The organism is Mycobacterium sp. RTGN6 (assembly GCF_033804605.1).
GTDB lineage: Bacteria > Actinomycetota > Actinomycetes > Mycobacteriales > Mycobacteriaceae > Mycobacterium.
Window position 1 is genome coordinate 125,168 of record NZ_JAPZKZ010000016.1, and the last position, 16,423, is coordinate 141,590.

Annotated in this window: 13 protein-coding genes and 1 pseudogene; 12 read left to right on the forward strand and 2 right to left on the reverse strand. The window is 68.1% G+C overall.

All coding sequences use genetic code 11. The annotated features are described in order from the left end of the window. Positions 1-99: 99 nt before the first annotated feature. A complete protein-coding gene (uca, locus tag SLQ33_RS31385; RefSeq protein ID WP_319457840.1) occupies positions 100-3,765 on the forward strand; it encodes an urea carboxylase in 3,666 nt (1,221 codons plus the stop codon). Here uca and SLQ33_RS31390 read toward each other — a convergent pair. Then, the gene (locus tag SLQ33_RS31390; protein WP_319457841.1) at positions 3,746-4,414 is read right to left on the reverse strand and encodes a TetR/AcrR family transcriptional regulator; all 669 of its coding nucleotides are present in this window, start codon (positions 4,412-4,414) and stop codon (positions 3,746-3,748) included. The two genes, uca and SLQ33_RS31390, sit on opposite strands and share 20 nt — an antisense overlap. A gap of 213 nt (positions 4,415-4,627) precedes the next feature. Between SLQ33_RS31390 and SLQ33_RS31395 the strand changes: the two genes are divergently transcribed. The 11 genes from SLQ33_RS31395 to SLQ33_RS31445 are packed head-to-tail and all read left to right on the forward strand — an operon-like array spanning position 4,628 to position 16,220. After that, on the forward strand, positions 4,628-6,631 hold the full coding sequence (locus SLQ33_RS31395; protein ID WP_319457842.1) for an ABC transporter ATP-binding protein: 2,004 nt from the start codon (positions 4,628-4,630) through the stop codon (positions 6,629-6,631). Position 6,632: 1 nt separating this feature from the next. Then, the gene (locus tag SLQ33_RS31400; RefSeq protein ID WP_319457843.1) at positions 6,633-7,499 is read left to right on the forward strand and encodes an ABC transporter permease; all 867 of its coding nucleotides are present in this window, start codon (positions 6,633-6,635) and stop codon (positions 7,497-7,499) included. Between the two features lie 9 nt (positions 7,500-7,508). Continuing rightward, entirely contained in the window at positions 7,509-8,513 is a 1,005-nt protein-coding gene (locus SLQ33_RS31405; protein WP_319457844.1) for an ABC transporter permease, read from the forward strand. Further along, complete coding sequence (locus tag SLQ33_RS31410; protein WP_319457845.1) at positions 8,514-9,152, forward strand: cysteine hydrolase; 639 nt, start codon at positions 8,514-8,516, stop codon at positions 9,150-9,152. Further along, on the forward strand, positions 9,149-10,729 hold the full coding sequence (locus tag SLQ33_RS31415; protein ID WP_319457846.1) for an ABC transporter substrate-binding protein: 1,581 nt from the start codon (positions 9,149-9,151) through the stop codon (positions 10,727-10,729). Before SLQ33_RS31410 ends, SLQ33_RS31415 begins: the two co-directional genes overlap by 4 nt. Positions 10,730-10,732: 3 nt before the next feature. Then, complete coding sequence (locus SLQ33_RS31420; protein WP_319457847.1) at positions 10,733-11,566, forward strand: N-acyl homoserine lactonase family protein; 834 nt, start codon at positions 10,733-10,735, stop codon at positions 11,564-11,566. Further along, a complete protein-coding gene (gene allB / locus SLQ33_RS31425) occupies positions 11,566-12,864 on the forward strand; it encodes an allantoinase AllB (protein ID WP_319457848.1) in 1,299 nt (432 codons plus the stop codon). The genes SLQ33_RS31420 and allB overlap by 1 nt, the downstream gene beginning before the upstream one ends. Beyond that, positions 12,861-13,613 carry an aspartate/glutamate racemase family protein gene (locus SLQ33_RS31430; RefSeq protein ID WP_319457849.1) on the forward strand — a complete coding sequence of 251 codons (753 nt, stop codon included), beginning with the start codon at positions 12,861-12,863 and terminating at the stop codon, positions 13,611-13,613. The genes allB and SLQ33_RS31430 overlap by 4 nt, the downstream gene beginning before the upstream one ends. Further along, positions 13,610-14,656: an allantoicase gene (alc, locus tag SLQ33_RS31435; RefSeq protein ID WP_319457850.1), complete on the forward strand. Its 1,047-nt coding sequence runs from the start codon at positions 13,610-13,612 to the stop codon at positions 14,654-14,656. Before SLQ33_RS31430 ends, alc begins: the two co-directional genes overlap by 4 nt. Next, positions 14,653-15,186, forward strand: coding sequence for a hypothetical protein (locus SLQ33_RS31440; RefSeq protein WP_319457851.1), 534 nt, complete (start codon positions 14,653-14,655; stop codon positions 15,184-15,186). Before alc ends, SLQ33_RS31440 begins: the two co-directional genes overlap by 4 nt. After that, positions 15,183-16,220 (forward strand): isopenicillin N synthase family dioxygenase, encoded by a 1,038-nt coding sequence (locus SLQ33_RS31445; RefSeq protein WP_319457852.1) that lies wholly within the window; start codon positions 15,183-15,185, stop codon positions 16,218-16,220. Before SLQ33_RS31440 ends, SLQ33_RS31445 begins: the two co-directional genes overlap by 4 nt. Before the next feature lie 92 nt (positions 16,221-16,312). Here SLQ33_RS31445 and SLQ33_RS31450 read toward each other — a convergent pair. After that, positions 16,313-16,423: pseudogene (locus SLQ33_RS31450) on the reverse strand (IS630 family transposase); the annotation flags it as partial.

Sequence of the window (16,423 nt, forward strand, 5' to 3'; positions counted from 1 at the left end):
GTTACACCGGCGCAACCACCGCACCCCGAGCAACGGCGAAAACTATCATCTGACAGAAAAGCGCGCCGACCCGGCGCCGCAACGTCCTCGGGGAGCCCAGTGACCGGCGCAGTGTTGATCGCCAATCGCGGTGAGATCGCCGTGCGGCTAATCCGAGCTGCCCGGCTGCTGGGAATCAGAACCATCGCGGTCTTCTCCGACGCCGACCGTGCGGCGCCACACGTGCGACTCGCCGACGACTCGGTGCGACTCGGTCCGGCGGCGCCGAGCGAAAGCTACCTGCGGGTGGACGCGATTCTCGACGCCGCCACGGCCGCCGGCGCCGACATGATTCACCCCGGCTACGGATTCCTTTCCGAGGACGCCGAATTCGCCGCCGCCGCCGAAGCCGCCGGCCTGGTGTTCGTGGGCCCGACACCACCCCAGCTGCGGGTGTTCGGCACGAAGCACACCGCCCGCGCCGCGGCCTTGGCGGCGGACGTTCCCGTCTTCCCGGGTTCCGGGCTGCTCGACGACGCAACCGCGGCGATCGCGGCCGCCGACGAGCTCGGATATCCGGTGATGCTCAAGGCGACCGGCGGCGGTGGGGGAATCGGCATGCGGGTCTGCCGGGACCCGGCCGAACTGCGGGTCGCGTTCGACCGCGTCGCCCGACTGGCCGAGCGCAGCTTCGGGACGGCGGGCGTCTTCGTCGAGCGATTCGTCGAACACGCGCGCCACGTCGAGGTGCAGATCTTCGGCGACGGCACGGGTCGGGTGGTGTCGCTCGGTGATCGGGACTGCACGCTGCAGCGCAGGAACCAAAAGGTGATCGAAGAGGCGCCAGCACCACTTCTTCCGGATCACGTGAGAGCGCAGCTACATTCGTCGTCGCGGGACCTGGCCGCGTCCGTCGGCTACCGATCCGCAGGCACCGTCGAGTTCGTGTACGACCCGCGGCGGGCCGAGGCGTCGTTCCTCGAGGTGAACGCACGCCTGCAGGTCGAGCACCCCGTCACCGAGGCGGTCACCGGAATCGACCTGGCCGCGTGGATGTTCCGGCTCGCCCGCGGCGAGCGCGACGTACTGGCCGCCCACCTACCTGCGGACGCGGTGTCCGGTGCCGTGCCGGTGCGCGGCCACGCGGTGGAGGCCCGCGTCTACGCGGAGGACCCGTCGCGCGACTACCGCCCGAGCACCGGAACGCTGACCGCGGTGGAGTTTCCCGGCGCAGCCGACGCGCGCGTCGACACCTGGGTCGAGGTAGGCACCGAGGTCTCGGCGTCCTACGACCCGTTGCTGGCCAAGGTGATTGCGTCCGGTGCCGATCGCGATGAGGCCTTCGACGCGCTGGCCCGCGCGCTTGACGCCACCGAGCTGCACGGCATCGAGTGCAACGTCGGAACGCTGCGGGCGGCGCTCGACCACCCCGACGTTCGGGTCGCGCGGCACGACACCGCCACGTTGGCCGACGTCGTCGATCCCCGTCCGCGCATCACCGTCGAGCGACCCGGGCTGCTGACGACGGTTCAGGACCTGCCCGGTCGGGTCGGGCTGTGGGGCGTCGGAGTCCCGCCGAGCGGGCCCATGGACGACTTGTCGTTCCGGCTCGGCAACCGTGCGCTCGGGAATGCGGACGGCGCACCGGGACTCGAGTGCACCGCATCGGGGCCGGCGCTACGCGCGACGCACCCGACCGCGGTCTGCGTCACCGGTGCGGAGTGTCTGGTCACCGTCGACGGTGTGCCCGCTCCGATGTGGGAGCGCATCGAGCTACCCGCCGACGGACTGCTGGACGTCGGCGCTGCCGACACGACCGGGCTGCGCACCTACGTACTCGTCGAGGGTGGCTTGGACGTCCCGCCGTACCTGGGCAGCGCATCGACGTTCACGCTCGGACGGTTCGGCGGTCACGGTGGCCGCCCGCTCATTGCCGGCGACGTGCTGCGCGCGGCGCCCGCTGCGTCGCTGACCGGTTCCGGCGCAGTGCCCGCCGAGGTGCGTCCCGCGATGTCGTCGGAGTGGGAACTGGCAGTCACCGAGGGACCCCAGGGCGCCCCGGAGTTCTTCACCCGCGACGACATGGACACGCTGTTCGCCGCGTCGTACCGCGTGCACTTCAACTCCGCTCGCACCGGTGTGCGACTCGAAGGCCCCCGGCCGCGATGGGCACGGCCCGATGGCGGGGAGGCTGGACTACACCCGTCGAACATCCACGACAACGCCTATTCGGTTGGTGCGCTGGACTTCACCGGTGACACGCCCATCCTGCTTGGCCCGGACGGTCCGAGCCTTGGAGGATTCGTGTGCCCGGTCACCGTGGTGTCCGCGGACCGCTGGAAACTTGGGCAGCTTCGGCCGGGGGACACCGTACGGTTCGTTCCGATCCGAGCGGCCGACGCACCGTCGCGGACCGACCTCAGCGTCACGCGTTGCCACCCAACGCGATTCGACACCCGAGGTGACGGCGACGACGGCATCCTCGGTAGCCGTGTGTGCGAAGGTGCACCCGCCGTCACGTACCGCCGCAACGGAGACGACAACGTGCTCGTCGAGTACGGCGACATGGTGCTCGACCTTGCCCTGCGGGCCCGCGTGCACGCGCTGCACCAACGACTGGAGCAGGTGCGGGCCGACGGGGCGGTGTCCGGAATCGTCGACCTCACACCGGGAATACGTTCACTGCAGGTGCACGTCGACCCGGACGTGCTGTCGATCGACCGATTGCTCGGGCTGCTGCGCGAACTCGAGGACGAGCTGCCCGGCGCCTCGGACCTCGTCGTGCCGAGCCGATCCGTGCGGCTGCCGCTGAGCTGGGACGACCCGGCGACGCGGGAGGCGATCGCCCGCTACGTCTCCGGCGTGCGCGACGACGCGCCGTGGTGCCCGTCGAACATCGAGTTCATCCGTCGCATCAACGGTTTAGCGTCGCAGTCCGACGTCATGGACATCGTGTTCTCCGCGGAGTACCTCACGCTCGGACTCGGGGACGTCTACCTCGGCGCGCCAGTGGCCACGCCGCTCGATCCGCGGCACCGACTGGTCACCACCAAGTACAACCCTGCCCGTACCTGGACGGCCGAGAACTCCGTCGGCATCGGCGGGGCGTATCTGTGCATCTACGGGATGGAGGGACCGGGCGGCTACCAGTTCGTGGGCCGCACGACACAGGTGTGGAGCCGCTACCGCCACACCTCGCCCTTCGAACCGGAAAACCCTTGGCTGCTCAGGTTCTTCGACCGCATCAGCTGGTATCCGGTATCCGCCGAAGAGTTGCTGGACCTGCGGGCCGACATCGCCGCGGGCCGCGGCGAGCTCGACGTCACCCCCGGCGTGTTCGCGCTCGCCGAACACGAGCGGTTCCTGGCCGAGCACGCCGCCTCGATCGACGCGTTCCGGGCCAGGCAAGGCGCGGCCTTCGCCACGGAACGCGCGGCGTGGGCGGCGGCAGGTGAGTTCGACCGGGCGGAGCGGGCGGAGTCGAAGGCGGCCGCCGTGACGTCCGAGCTCGTGCTCGACGACGGCGAGCAGTTCGTCGACGCGCCGTTCTCGTCGAGCGTGTGGAAGGTCGACGTCGCGGTAGGCGAGCGGGTGGTGGCCGGTCAGGCGCTGTTGGCATTGGAGGCGATGAAGATGGAGACCATCGTCACCGCACCGTACGACGGCGTCGTCACCCATGTGCTCGTCGAAGCCGGAAACCAGGTGGATCCCGGCACCCCGCTCGTCGTCGTGGGTTCGGACTACCCGCAGGCCGACGAGCGCGAGGTCACGGGCGTGCCTGCATGAGGGCCGCGGTGCGCCCGCGCAAGGTGGGCGTGGCGCCGTCGGCGATGCCGAGCACGCGCATGCATGCGTCGGCGACGTGGACCGGCAGTTGCTCGCGCTCGGGGCCCGGCGGCACCGACCACATGTTCACTAGCGACTCGACCAGACGGAACGGCAGGTCGGCAGCCGCCTCGTTGATGCCGGTCTGCTCGATGACGGCCGTGCTCAGCGCCAGGTAGTGCAGCCGCAGCCGCTCCCGGTCCGACCAGAAGGGTTCCAGGCCCGCGCCGCGAAGTTCCGGCAGCAGATACAGCGCACCCAGGTTCCACCTGCCCGCCAGCAGCTGGTGGCCGTCGAAGGCCGAGAGCGCGTGCAGGTGCTCGGCGGCGGTGAGGGCGGGTTGGGCACCCAACAGCGTCGGGATGAACGACAACGTGGGGCTGACGGTGTGGCTCAGCAGCGCACACAGGATGTCGTCCTTGGTCTTGAAGTAGTGGTAGAGCGAGGCCTGACGGATGCCGACCGACTCGGCGATATTCCGCGTCGACGTCCCCGCGTACCCCAGTGTGGTGAACAATTCGCCTGCGGCGTCAAGGATTTCGTCGCGCGCCGTCATCCCCGGGCGCCGCTTGTTGTTCAGGCGGGGACGTCCGGCCTTGGCGAGCGGCATCGTCCCATCGTGGACCATGACCGGACGAAATCCGCAAGCCGAATCGTTTCTGTCACACGACAGAAACGCGTGACACGAATCGGTTACCTGCGCCGCCATTTGGTTACGCCGGCGACACCCATCAGGCGCACCTGTTGTGAAAACTGTCAACTGACAGGCCATGGCACGCGGATGTGCCGCGGCATCGCGAGCTCACTCCCAGGAGTCCCCACGATGGGCATCGGCGTTTCCGCAGTCGACGCACCGGCGGTGTGCGCTGTGCCGCCGTCAACCCCTGATTCCGTCGCGACCATCGACGGGTTGAAGGTCACGTTCCGTCGGAACGGACGCGACGTGCACGCGTTGCGCGGAGTGTCACTCGCGATCGCACCGGGCGAAATCCTCGGCCTGGTCGGCGAATCGGGGTCCGGAAAGAGCGTGCTGGGATTCACCCTGCTCGGACTGCTGCCCAAACTGGCCAAGATCGAGGGCACCGTTCGGGTGACCGGTTCGGACATGGTCAACGGCGACGCCAAGGCGCTGCGGAAAGTGCGCAGGCTCGACCTGGGGGCGGTGTTCCAGGATCCGATGACGTCGCTGAACCCGACCATGCGGATTGGCAAGCAGGTCGCGGAGGCGGCAGGCAGCGACGAGGAGGCCCTTCGCCTGTTGACGGCGGTCGGCATCCCGGAGCCCAAGCGACGCATGCGGGCCTACCCTCACGAACTCTCGGGCGGACTGCGGCAGCGCGTCATGATCGCGATCGCGATCGCAGGCGATCCCGAACTCATCGTCGCCGACGAGCCGACCACCGCCCTCGACGTCACCGTCCAGGCTCAGGTGCTCCGCCTGCTGCAGCGGCTTCGCGACGAAATCGGTTGCAGCATTGTGCTGATCACCCACGACCTCGGCGTCGCGGCCCAGATCTCCGACCGGATCGCCGTGCTCTACGCGGGTCGCATCGCCGAACTCGGCCCGACCGCGGACGTGCTCGGCACACCCGCGCACCCCTACACCCACGGGCTGCTGCGCTCGCGGCTCACCCTCGACACGGCACGCGACCAACGCCTGGCCGCGTTGGCCGGGTCGGTGCCCAGCGCCGTGACGCCATTGTCCGGTTGCGCGTTCGCGCCGAGGTGCGTGCTGGAAACCCCCGAGTGCTCCACGACCCCACCCGAGCCGACCGCCGTGGCCGACGACCGGGTCAGCGCCTGCGTGCTCCCGTTCGACGAGGTGGTTGACCGGCTGGGCGGCGGTGCCACCAACATGGGCGAGACGTTCGACGAGTTCGGACCCGACGACTCCGTTCCGCCGTCGGTGGTGATCCGCGACGTCACGAAGACGTTCGTGGTGAAGCGACGCGTGCTCGACCGTTCCGGTGACAAGGGCGGGAAACTTCACGCCCTGCGCGGCATCTCGCTGACCGTCGGGCATGGCGAATCGCTGGCGCTGGTCGGGGAGAGCGGCTCGGGCAAGTCCACCCTGCTGCGGGTCATCGCCGGTCTGGAGAATCCGACCACCGGCGCCGTCGAACTGGCGGGTGGGCAGAGCCCTCAAATGGTGTTCCAAGACGCCGGGGCGTCGCTGACGCCGTGGCTGTCGGTGGGCGAGCTGATCGGCGAGCGGCTACGAGGCGCGAAGCTGTCGCGCGCCCAGCGCGCCGACGCCGTGGCCAAGGTGCTGGACCGCGTCGGACTGCCGGTGGAGATCGCGAAGTCGCGCGCCGGGCAGCTCTCCGGCGGACAGCGGCAACGGGTTTCGTTGGCGCGCGCGACCGTGGTACCGCCATCGGTGCTGTTGTGCGACGAGCCCACCAGTGCGCTCGACGTATCGCTGGCGGCATCGGTGCTCAACCTGATCGGGGATCTCCGCCGCAGCCTGGACATGTCCGTCGTCTTCGTCACCCATGACCTATCGGTGGCCCGGGTGGTCGCCGACCGGATCGCCGTCATGTACCTGGGCCGGATCGTCGAGCTTGGCCCCGCCGACGACGTCATCAACCGGCCCACCCACCCGTACACCCAGGCGCTGGTCGACTCGATACCGGACCTGGACCGCGAATCACGGGTGTTGGCAGGCGAACCCGCCAGCCCGCTGTCGCCGCCGACCGGCTGTGCGTTTCATCCGCGCTGCTCGATCGCAGTCGACACCTGCAGTGACCGGCAGCTCGACGTCCGGCTCGAGGGTGCACCGGGAAATCCGCACCAGGTGGCCTGTATCGAGCGGAAGGCGAGCTGACATGGCGATTGCGGCCCCCGCAGGCACGCTCACGCGTGGCCGGATACGGCTACCGTCGCTGCCGAAATCGCCGTCCATGCTGCTCAATTGGGCAGCGGTTAGCTTGATCCTGGTCGTGACGATCGTCGCGGTGGCGGTCCCCGTCATCTCGCCGCACGATCCGCTGGTGCCGATCGGGATGCCACTGCAGGCACCGGGCAAGGATGGCTTCCTGCTCGGCAGCGACAGTGTCGGGCGCGACATCCTGTCCCGGGTGCTCTACGGGGTGCAGTCGAGTTGGTTCGCGGCCCTGGTGGTCGTGGCCGTCGGGCTGATCATCGGCGGGCTGATCGGCCTCATAGCCGGTACGTTCGGCGGCTGGGTCGACGGACTTCTGATGAGAATCACCGATGGGTTCCTGTCACTGCCGGCCCCCGTGCTGGCGATCGCTGTGGTCGCCGCGCTTGGCCCCGGATTCATCCACACCCTGATCGCGGTGTCGATCGTCTGGTGGCCGTTCTACGCGCGCCTGGTGCGCGGCGAGGTGGCCCGGCTCGCCGCGCGTCCGCACGTCGAAGCCGCCAAACTGGCTGGCGTCGGCCAGATTCGGCTCGCTCTGCGGCATCTGTTGCCGGGCGCGGTGCCCAACGCGTTGGTCGCAGCCAGCCTCGACATCGGTACTTTGATCCTCACGTTGGCTGCGCTGTCGTTCCTCGGGCTTGGCCAATCCGCGCCGGCGCCCGAGCTCGGCGCCGACGCTGCCCGAAATCTCACGTACTTCCTGCAGCAGTGGTGGGTCCCGGTGATGCCCGGCCTCGCCGTGCTCGTGCTCGCCCTGATCGCCAACATCGCGGGCGACGGCCTACGCAACCTGATGAAGACGAGCTAGGAGGCAGGCATGCGGAACTTCGTCCTGTCCCGACTGGGCGCCACGGTGGTGATCCTCATCGCTCTGACGGCGGTGATGTTCGTGCTGCAGCACATTTCGCCGATGGATCCGGTGAAGGCTCAATTGGGCGCGAACGCATCGGCGGAGGCCGTAGCTGCCCGTCGGCAGGCGCTCGGACTGGATCAGCCAGTGATCAACCAGTTCTGGCGCTACCTCACCGGGGCGGTGCAGGGTGATCTCGGCTCCTCGTACCGCACCCGGCATCCGGTCAGCAGCGATCTGGGCGACTTCTTCCCGGCGACACTCGAATTGGCGTTGTACGGCATTGCGGTAGCGCTGATCCTTGCCGCGTTGCTGGCCTTCGGTACGACGCTGAATTGGCCGGGTTCGCAGGTGCTGCGCGCCGTGTTGTTCACCGGCGCAGCGGCACCGATGTTCCTGCTGGGGATAGTCGGGCTGATCGTGTTCTACCAGAAGCTGGGCTGGGTGCCGGCGAACGGCCGGATCAGTGTGGCCAACCCGCCAGACGGGCCAACCGGGTTGTTGACCATCGACGGATTGCTCGCCGGGCGGTTCGATGTCGTCACCGACGCGCTGCATCACCTGATCCTTCCTGCCGTCGTGATCGCGCTCGGCCCGGCGGTCGCGATCGGCCGAGTGTTGCGATCCAGCCTGTTGACCGACGAGGACAGCGACTACGCCAGGACCGCAAGGGCCAAGGGCCTTTCCGAGAGCCGAATCATGATTGGGCACGTGTTGCGCAACTGCGTGGGCGCCGCCATGTCGATGACGGGACTGCAGATCGGGTTGATGTTCTCGGGCGTGCTCGTGGTCGAGCAGGTGTTTGGCTGGCCGGGCATCGGTCAGTACATCGCGCAGAGCATCCCGGTCGCCGACTTTCCCGCCATCGCAGGCGTCACGCTGATGCTCGGCGTGCTCTACGTCGTCATCAATACCGCAGTCGATCTCCTGCAGGCAGCGGCAGATCCCCGAATCGCAGTCACAGGAGGTTAGGTGCCAACACAGCCACTGATCGTGGGCAATCCCGTACTGGTCGTCGTCGACATGCAAGAGGGCGGCGCAATGTCGGCGCAGGAAGCGGGAATTCCCGTGATGCCCGGTCACGCCGTACGCGTCGAGCGGGCCGAAAGGCTGCTCGCCGCGGCGCGCGCGGCCGGTGTGCCCGTGGTGTTCTTCCAGGAGGTGCACCGCCCCAGCGGGGTGGACTTCGGCCGTGAACTGGATGGCACCGAGGGCGTGCACTGCGTCGAAGGCCAGCCCGGTACCGATCTGGAGCCGTCGCTGCGGCCGCTGCCCGACGAGTTTCACATCGTCAAGCGGCGCTACTCCGGTTTCATCGGAACGGATTTCGAGATCGTCCTGCGCGGGCTGAAGGCCTCCACGCTGATCCTGGTCGGGGGACTCACCGACGTGTGCGTGCACTACACCTTCGCCGACGCGCACCAGCGCGACTTCTACGTCCGCGTGGTGACCGACTGCGTCGGCGGCTCGTCGCAATACCTCCACGACGCGGCGCTCGCAGCCATGGAGTACCTGCAGACCGGCGCCATGCGCACCACCGACGAGATCCTCACCGCATTCGCACAACTGGAACGGACCGCCGGTCCCGTCCTTGAAGGAGCAGCACGATGAAAAATCGATTCAAAGCAATTGCCGTCGCCGGCGCCGTCGCAATGCTGACGCTGTCGGCCTGCGGTGGTTCGGATTCGGGCGGCGGCACGCCGAACGCCGCCCCCACCGACAAGGTGCTGCACCTGTCCTTCCTGCAGGATCCGGGCCAACCGCCAGACCCCGACGTGTACTACGCCGGACAGGGTCTGCTGATGACCACCAACACCTATGAAGGCCTGCTGCAGTACAAGGGCGGCACGGACAAGCCCGAATTCGAGCCGCTGCTGGCCACCGAGTGGACCGCGTCGCCCGACAACAAGGTCTTCACGTTCAAACTGCGCGAAGGCGTGAAGTTCCACGACGGGACACCGTTCACCTCAGCTGCGATCAAGGCGTCCTTCGACAGGAGACTGGCCGTCGGCGGTGGGCCCGCATACATGGTCAAAGACGTCGAATCGGTCACTACCCAAGGGGATTACGCCGCGACCATCACGCTGAAGGCGCCCAATTCGGAGTTCCTTTCGATCCTCGCCTCGCCGTACGGCCCGCGGATGATGAGTCCGACGGGGCTGCAGAAGAATGGCGGCTCGGACTTCGCCCAGGGCTATCTGACCACCCACGACCTCGGCACCGGGCCTTACACGCTGACGGACGCACAGGTCGGATCGCACTACGCGATGGCGGTGTTTCCCGAGTATTGGGGCCCGAAGCCGTATTTCGAGAAGGTAGAGATGCCGGTCATCACCGATGCGTCCGCCATGCAGCTGCAGTTCAACAACGGTCAGATCGCCGCGATTCTGCATGACCTGCCTTCGTCGGCCGTTGAGCAGTACTTGAAGGACGATAAGTACTCGAACTACTCGTTGCCCACCATGATGTCGAGCTACTTCTACATCAATCCGAGCAAGGGCCTCATGAAGGATCAGGCCACCAGGGCGGCGGTGCTGCAGGCCCTCGACGTCGACGCGTTGGCCAAACAGGCCTTCTTCGGCCGGGGCAAGGTCGGCGCTCAGATGTATCCGCCCTACGTGCTCGCCTCGGAGTACGGAAAGCAGACTCTGACAAAGGATCCCGCTGCGCTGACCAAGATCGCCGCCGCGTTGCCCGCCGATCAGAAGTCGGTGACCATCGGCTACGACACCAGCAACCCCGACAGCCAGTTGATCAGCAACATCGTTCAGACTCAGCTCGCCGCGGCCGGACTCACGGCGAAGGTGCAGGGTTACCCAACCTCTGAGATCTACGGCTGGATCGGTACTGACATGCAGGCGGCACCGGAGATCTACACAGGGATGGTGTGGCCTGATGCGCCCTCGCCGTACACCTGGGGCCACATCTCCTGGGACGCCGATGGCGGCATCAACTATCTGGGCTGCTCGTCGCCGCGGCTATCCGCCGCGCTGGCGGCTGGACTGCCGACCGGTGACCCCAAGACGTTCTCGGATGCGGGTACGGAGGCACAGGCCACCGGCTGCTGGCTGAACATCGCCGACATCGACGACTTCGTCGTCGCCCAGCCGTGGCTCAAGGGCGTCGAGCAGGCGCACGCGTTGTCGAACCCGAATTCGCTGCGGATCGCCGCACTTTCGGTGGGGTAGCCGGTGAACCTCGTTCGAAAGGGGAAGGTACGCCGGATCATCCTGCTGACGCTGGGTTGGGAGGAGCTGCCGAAATCCGTTTCGGTGCACGGGGCTTCGCCCGAACTGCGAATGCGCGAACCGGTACCGGGCGTGCTGCTGCAGACCGACGGCGGCTGGGTGCTGCTCGACACGGGGTTCAACACCGCGCTCGTCCGGGACCCGGCGCTGTACCGCCGGTTCTTCCCGAGTGTCGAGTACATCCCGGTGCTGCCGGGTCCCGGTGAGCCCATTGAGGAGTCGTTGCACGACATCGGTGTCGACGTCGACGACATCCACACCGTCGCGGTCAGCCATCTGCACCACGACCACGCGGGCGGGCTGAAACTGTTCGCGGGCAAGGTTCCGGTGCACGCCCAGCGCCGGGAACTGGAGTACGGCCTGTCGAATCACCCAGAGCCGGAGAAGCATGCGATCGTGCGGGTCGACTTCGATGACCCCAACATCGATTGGCGGCTGGCCGACGGCGAGGCCGAGATCGCGCCAGGGATCACGGCAGTGCCGACGTACGGGCACACGCCCGGCCATCAGAGCTTCGTCGTCGAACTCGACGAGTCCGTGGGCGGCGATGGGTTCGTCTTCGCGTTCGACGCCGCCGACCTGACGGAGAACATCGAGCACGAACTGGCGATCGGCGGCTTCATCGACGTAGAGCCCGAGGAGACGATCGAACCGATCCGCAGGCTCAAGAAGCTGGCCCGCGACAAGGGTTATCAGCTGATCCCGGGCCACGATCCGCACGTGTGGCCAGAGCTGACCCACCACTTCCACGAGCGCTTCGGTCCGGTGTCCGGGTAATGGACCTGGTGCTGCGCGCCGATCGAGCGTTGCTCGACGGTGAGTTTCGCCCGGCCGCAGTGGCGATGCGCGACGGGCGGATCGCGTCGATCGGTCCGGTGCACGCCGACTATCGCGCGCCCGTCGACGTCACGGTGCCCACGCACGCGGTGTTGCTTCCCGGTTTCGTCGACACCCACGTTCACGTCAATGAACCGGGCACCGACTGGGAGGGTTTCGCATCGGCGACCGCAGCCGCGGCGGCGGGCGGCATCACCACGTTGGTGGACATGCCGCTCGACTCCGACCCGGTGACCACCACGGTAGAGGCGTTGCACGTCAAACGGGCGGTGGCCGAGGGCAACTGCGCCGTCGACGTCGCCTTCTGGGCCGGCGTGGTGCCCGAGAACATCGACGAGCTCGGGCCACTGGCCGAGGCAGGGGTGGCCGGCTTCAAGTGCTTCCTCGCCGACTCCGGGAACCCGAACTTCGGCCACCTGAACCCTGCCGAGTTCCGGCGCGCGATGGTCCAGATCGCCGACTTGGGCTCGGTGATGCTGGTACACGCCGAGAGTCACGAGGTCATCGGCGGCAGCCCGCGGCCGGGTGGCCGTGGCTACGCGTCGTTCCTGGACTCCCGCCCGGATGCGGCAGAGTACGACGCCGTGGCACTGGTGCTCGACGCTGCCGCCGACACGGGCGCCCGTGCTCATGTCGTGCACGTCTCGAGCGCCACCGTGCTGCCCGTGCTGGCCGAGGCCAAGCGGTCCGGAATCCCCGTCACCGCCGAGACCTGTCCGCACTACCTGACGTTCGACGCCGAGACGATCCCCGACGGCGGCACCGAGTTCGCGTCCTGCCCACCGATCCGCAGCGCGGCGAACCGAGCCCTGCTGTGGGAGGCGCTCGGTGACGGAACGCTCGACATGATCGTGTCCGACCACTCGCCGTGCGCCCCGGAGTTCAAGGGCGAGGGCGACTTCGGGCGCGCCTTCGGCGGGGTGAGCTCACTGCAGCTCGGGCCGCGGGCGGTGTGGACCCAGGCGGTCCGGCGCGGCGTCGGGCTCGAGGCGGTGAGTCGCTGGATGTCGGAGCGGCCCGCGGCGCTGGCTGGACTGGCCGACCGCGGACGCATCGCCGTCGGCCTGCGGGCCGACTTGTGCGTTTTCGACCCGGACGCACAGGACGTCGTTCGCACCGTCGAACTGCGGCACCGGCATCCGGTCAGTCCGTACGACGGCGCATCGCTTCGTGGAGCGGTGCTGCAGACGTGGGTCGCCGGCAGGCTGGCGTTCGGCGAGGTGTGCCAGCCGGTATGAGAATCCTGGTGCTCAACCCCAACACGTCGGACACGATGACCGCCGAGATCGCCACCGCGGCCCGAGCGGCGGCGCACGAGGGAACGGAAATCGTTTGTCTGGCACCGCTGTTCGGTGCCGTGGCGATCGACTCGGCGGCCGAGAGCTACCTGTCCGCGGTCGGGGTGATGGACGTCGTCGCCGGACTGTTCGACGGCGGTGACTTCGACTTCGACGCGGTGGTGCTCGCCGGCTTCGGTGAACACGGCAGGGATGCGTTGGCCGAGATGCTGTCGGTGCCCGTGCTCGACATCGCCGAATGTGCCGCGCACGTCGCGCATCTCGTCGGGCGCCGGTTCTCCGTCGTGACCACGCTGGCTCGCTCGATCGCGCCGATCGAGGACCGCTTGATGCTGGCCGGACTCGATGCGCACTGCGCGTCGGTGCGGGCCTGCGGACTGGGCACCGCCGAGGTGGACGCCGATCCGGCGGGCGCGGTCGCGGCCATCGTCGAGGAGGCCGCCCGCGCCGTGCGCGACGATGGGGCCGACGTCATCTGCCTGGGCTGCGCGGGGATGGCCGGAGTGACCGACGCGATCTCGGCGAAGCTGGGCGTCCCCGCCGTCGATGGCGTCGCCGCCGCGGTCGCGCTGGCGCAAGCGCTCGTCGGACTGGGCTTGTCGACGAGCAAGGCCGGGGTGTACGCGCCGGGCCCGGACAACTCGCGCAGCCACTGGCCGTTGTCCCGCGCGCTTGGGCTGGAGTCGTGACCATCAACGGAAACGGCGCGAGCGACGTCGATCTCGCGTCGCGGACACTGGGCGGCAGTGTCGTGGCGGCCAGCGACGAGTCCTTCGGCTTCAAGGAATGCCTCGTCGACGCGAAGGAACCCGCCTTCGTGCCCGGCACCTACGACTTCCGCGGTGAGGTGGTCGACGGTTGGGAAACCCGGCGGCACGCCGGTCGCGACGGCGACTGGGCGATAGTCCGGCTCGGGGCGCCCGGCCGGTTGCACACCGTCGACGTGGACACACGATTCTTCTCGGGCAATCACCCGACCGGATGCCGGATCGATGCGTGCGTGCTCGACCTGACGTCCGACCCGACCGCGTCAGGGGTGTCGTGGACGCCCTTGGTGAATCACACCGTCCTGAAACCGGATTCGCACAACCTGCTCGCGGTGGACGACCACCGACGCTGGACGCACCTGCGGCTGCGCCTGGACTCGGACGGGGGAGTCGCCCGGCTGCGGGCCTACGGCACGGTGATCCCCGACCCCGACCTGTGGGAAGACGTCACCGTCGAAGTGTCTGGCGTCGAGCACGGCGGTCGCGTCGAATGGTGCAGCGACAGCTTCTATTCGCACGCGTGCGCGCTGATCGCACCGGACCGGCCGCGCAACATGGGGGACGGCTGGGAGACGCGACGCCGACGTGACGTCGGCCCCGACACCCACGATGCGGTGATGATCTCGTTCGCGGTGCCCGCCGATCTGCGGCGCCTTGAGATCGACACGTCCTGCTTCGTGTTCAACGCCTCGACCGAGGTGTCGGTGCTGGGCAGCCGAGACCGTCCCGACGGTGAACGCGGTTGGGCGCTAGTGCCGTTCGACGTCCCCGTGCTCGCTCGCATGCGGCTGGCCCCCGACGCCCGCCAGGTGTTCGCCATCGACGTGCGGGCTGTCACGGCGCTTCGCGTACAGGCCTTTCCCGACGGCGGGATCGCCAGAGTGCGCGCGCTCGGCACCCCGACCGAAAGCGGTGCGGCGCAACTGCGCCGTCAGTGGGAGGCCTCGACGGAGGCGCGACCGTGACGGTGCCCTCGCTTCCGCAGTGCACCGGTCTGTGGCGACGCACGCTGCTCATCGGCGCCGACGGATCGCACGACACCAGTGCCGATGTGCGGTGGCTACAGAGCATTAGCGGCTACGTCGACTCCCGTGGTTTCGCGGGCACGCTGCACCAACGCGATGACGTCTTCGCGTGGCACCGCGACGTCGACCTGGAGCCGCCGGGCCCGTTCCCCGACGCGGGTGCGATGCGTTGGGATGGCGACGTGCTCATTGAGACAGGCGTTCACGAGCACTACGTCGAGCACTGGGTCCGCGACGAGGGGCCGAGAACCCCCAGCGGAGCCGTGTTCCTGTCTGCGCCCGACGGCGCAGCCGGCCTCCTGGTACGCGTCGGCGACCTGTTCGGCTGGGCCGGCGCAGGCACCGTGCTGATCGACACCGTCGGAGGTCCGCGGTGGAACGCGCTGGCGATCGAGGTTTCCGATGACCACGTCCAGGCCAACGGAGTGCACTGGAACATCGAACGAAGCGAAGGGAACGTGAATCCATGAGTGGCGCAACGTCGTTCACGTCGATACCGGTCGTGGACATCAGCGGGCTACGCTCGCCCGACCGGGCCGAGCGCGAACGGGTCGCGGCCGAGATCGGTACGGCCGCACGCGAGATCGGCTTCCTCTACATCAGCGGGTCGGGCATCGACGACGCGCTGTTCGACCGCATGCTGGCGGCGACCAAGGAGTTCTTCGCGTTGCCGGTCGAGGAGAAGATGCGCAGCTACATCGGCATGTCGCGCTGTCATCGCGGCTACGTGCCGGTCGGGGAGGAAGGCGTGGAGACCGGCATTCCCGACCTCAAGGAGGCCTTCGACACGGCACTCGACCTGCCCGCCGACGACCCCGACTACGTCGCGGGCAACCCGATGCTCGGCCCAAACACGTGGCCGGACCTGCCGGGATTCGCCGACGCGGTGTCCGACTACTACGCGGCGGTGCTCGAGGTCGGGCACTGGCTGCTGTGGGCCTTCGCGGTGGCGCTCGGCGAGGACCCGGACGTGTTCTCCCGGCACGCCACCAAGACGCCGAGTCAGCTGCGGCTCGTGCACTACCCGTACAACCCCGATGCGCGAGACGGGCTCGGCATCGGCGCGCACACCGACTACGAGTGCTTCACGCTGCTCAAGCCGACCGCGCCGGGGCTCGAGGTACTCAACGGCGCGGGGCAATGGATCGACGTGCCGCCGATACCAGGCACCTTCGTCGTCAACATCGGCGACATGCTGGAGCTGTGGACAAACGGCGCCTTCGTCGCCACCAGCCACCGGGTCCGCAAGGTCGTCGAGGAGCGGTACTCCTTCCCGTTGTTCTTCAACGTTGACTACCACACCGAGGTGAAGCCGTTGCCGCAGTTCGCGTCTCACGGCGCGACGGTGCGTCCGCCGCTGCGGGCAGGTGAGCATCTCTTCGCTCAGACGGCTCAGACGTTCGCGTACCTGCGCAACCGGATCGACAGCGGCGACCTGGTGTTGCCCGAAGGTTCCCTCGGCATGAACCAATTTGGACAGCAGGCGTTGCAGGGCATCGACTAACACCCAACGACTCGCCGAGACTGCGCACAGATCGCGATTCGGCAAGAATTCGCGATCTCCCAGCAGTTTCGGCGGACGGTGACGCTCAGCAGCTAGTGTCCTGAGTCATTAATTCTGGAGCAGTAGTTGCCGATGCTGGCCAGGATTTGGTCGGCAGTCTTGGTCCAGACGTACGGGCGGGGGTTGTCGTTCCAGGTGGCGAT

Bases quoted from the DNA above. Each gene is read 5' to 3' on its own strand.
- SLQ33_RS31390 (WP_319457841.1), bottom strand. From the start codon at position 4,414: ATGCCGCTCGCCAAGGCCGGACGTCCCCGCCTGAACAACAAGCGGCGC.
- SLQ33_RS31395 (WP_319457842.1), top strand. From the start codon at position 4,628: ATGGGCATCGGCGTTTCCGCAGTCGACGCACCGGCGGTGTGCGCTGTG.
- SLQ33_RS31400 (WP_319457843.1), top strand. From the start codon at position 6,633: ATGGCGATTGCGGCCCCCGCAGGCACGCTCACGCGTGGCCGGATACGG.
- SLQ33_RS31405 (WP_319457844.1), top strand. From the start codon at position 7,509: ATGCGGAACTTCGTCCTGTCCCGACTGGGCGCCACGGTGGTGATCCTC.
- SLQ33_RS31415 (WP_319457846.1), top strand. From the start codon at position 9,149: ATGAAAAATCGATTCAAAGCAATTGCCGTCGCCGGCGCCGTCGCAATG.
- allB (WP_319457848.1), top strand. From the start codon at position 11,566: ATGGACCTGGTGCTGCGCGCCGATCGAGCGTTGCTCGACGGTGAGTTT.
- SLQ33_RS31430 (WP_319457849.1), top strand. From the start codon at position 12,861: ATGAGAATCCTGGTGCTCAACCCCAACACGTCGGACACGATGACCGCC.
- SLQ33_RS31445 (WP_319457852.1), top strand. From the start codon at position 15,183: ATGAGTGGCGCAACGTCGTTCACGTCGATACCGGTCGTGGACATCAGC.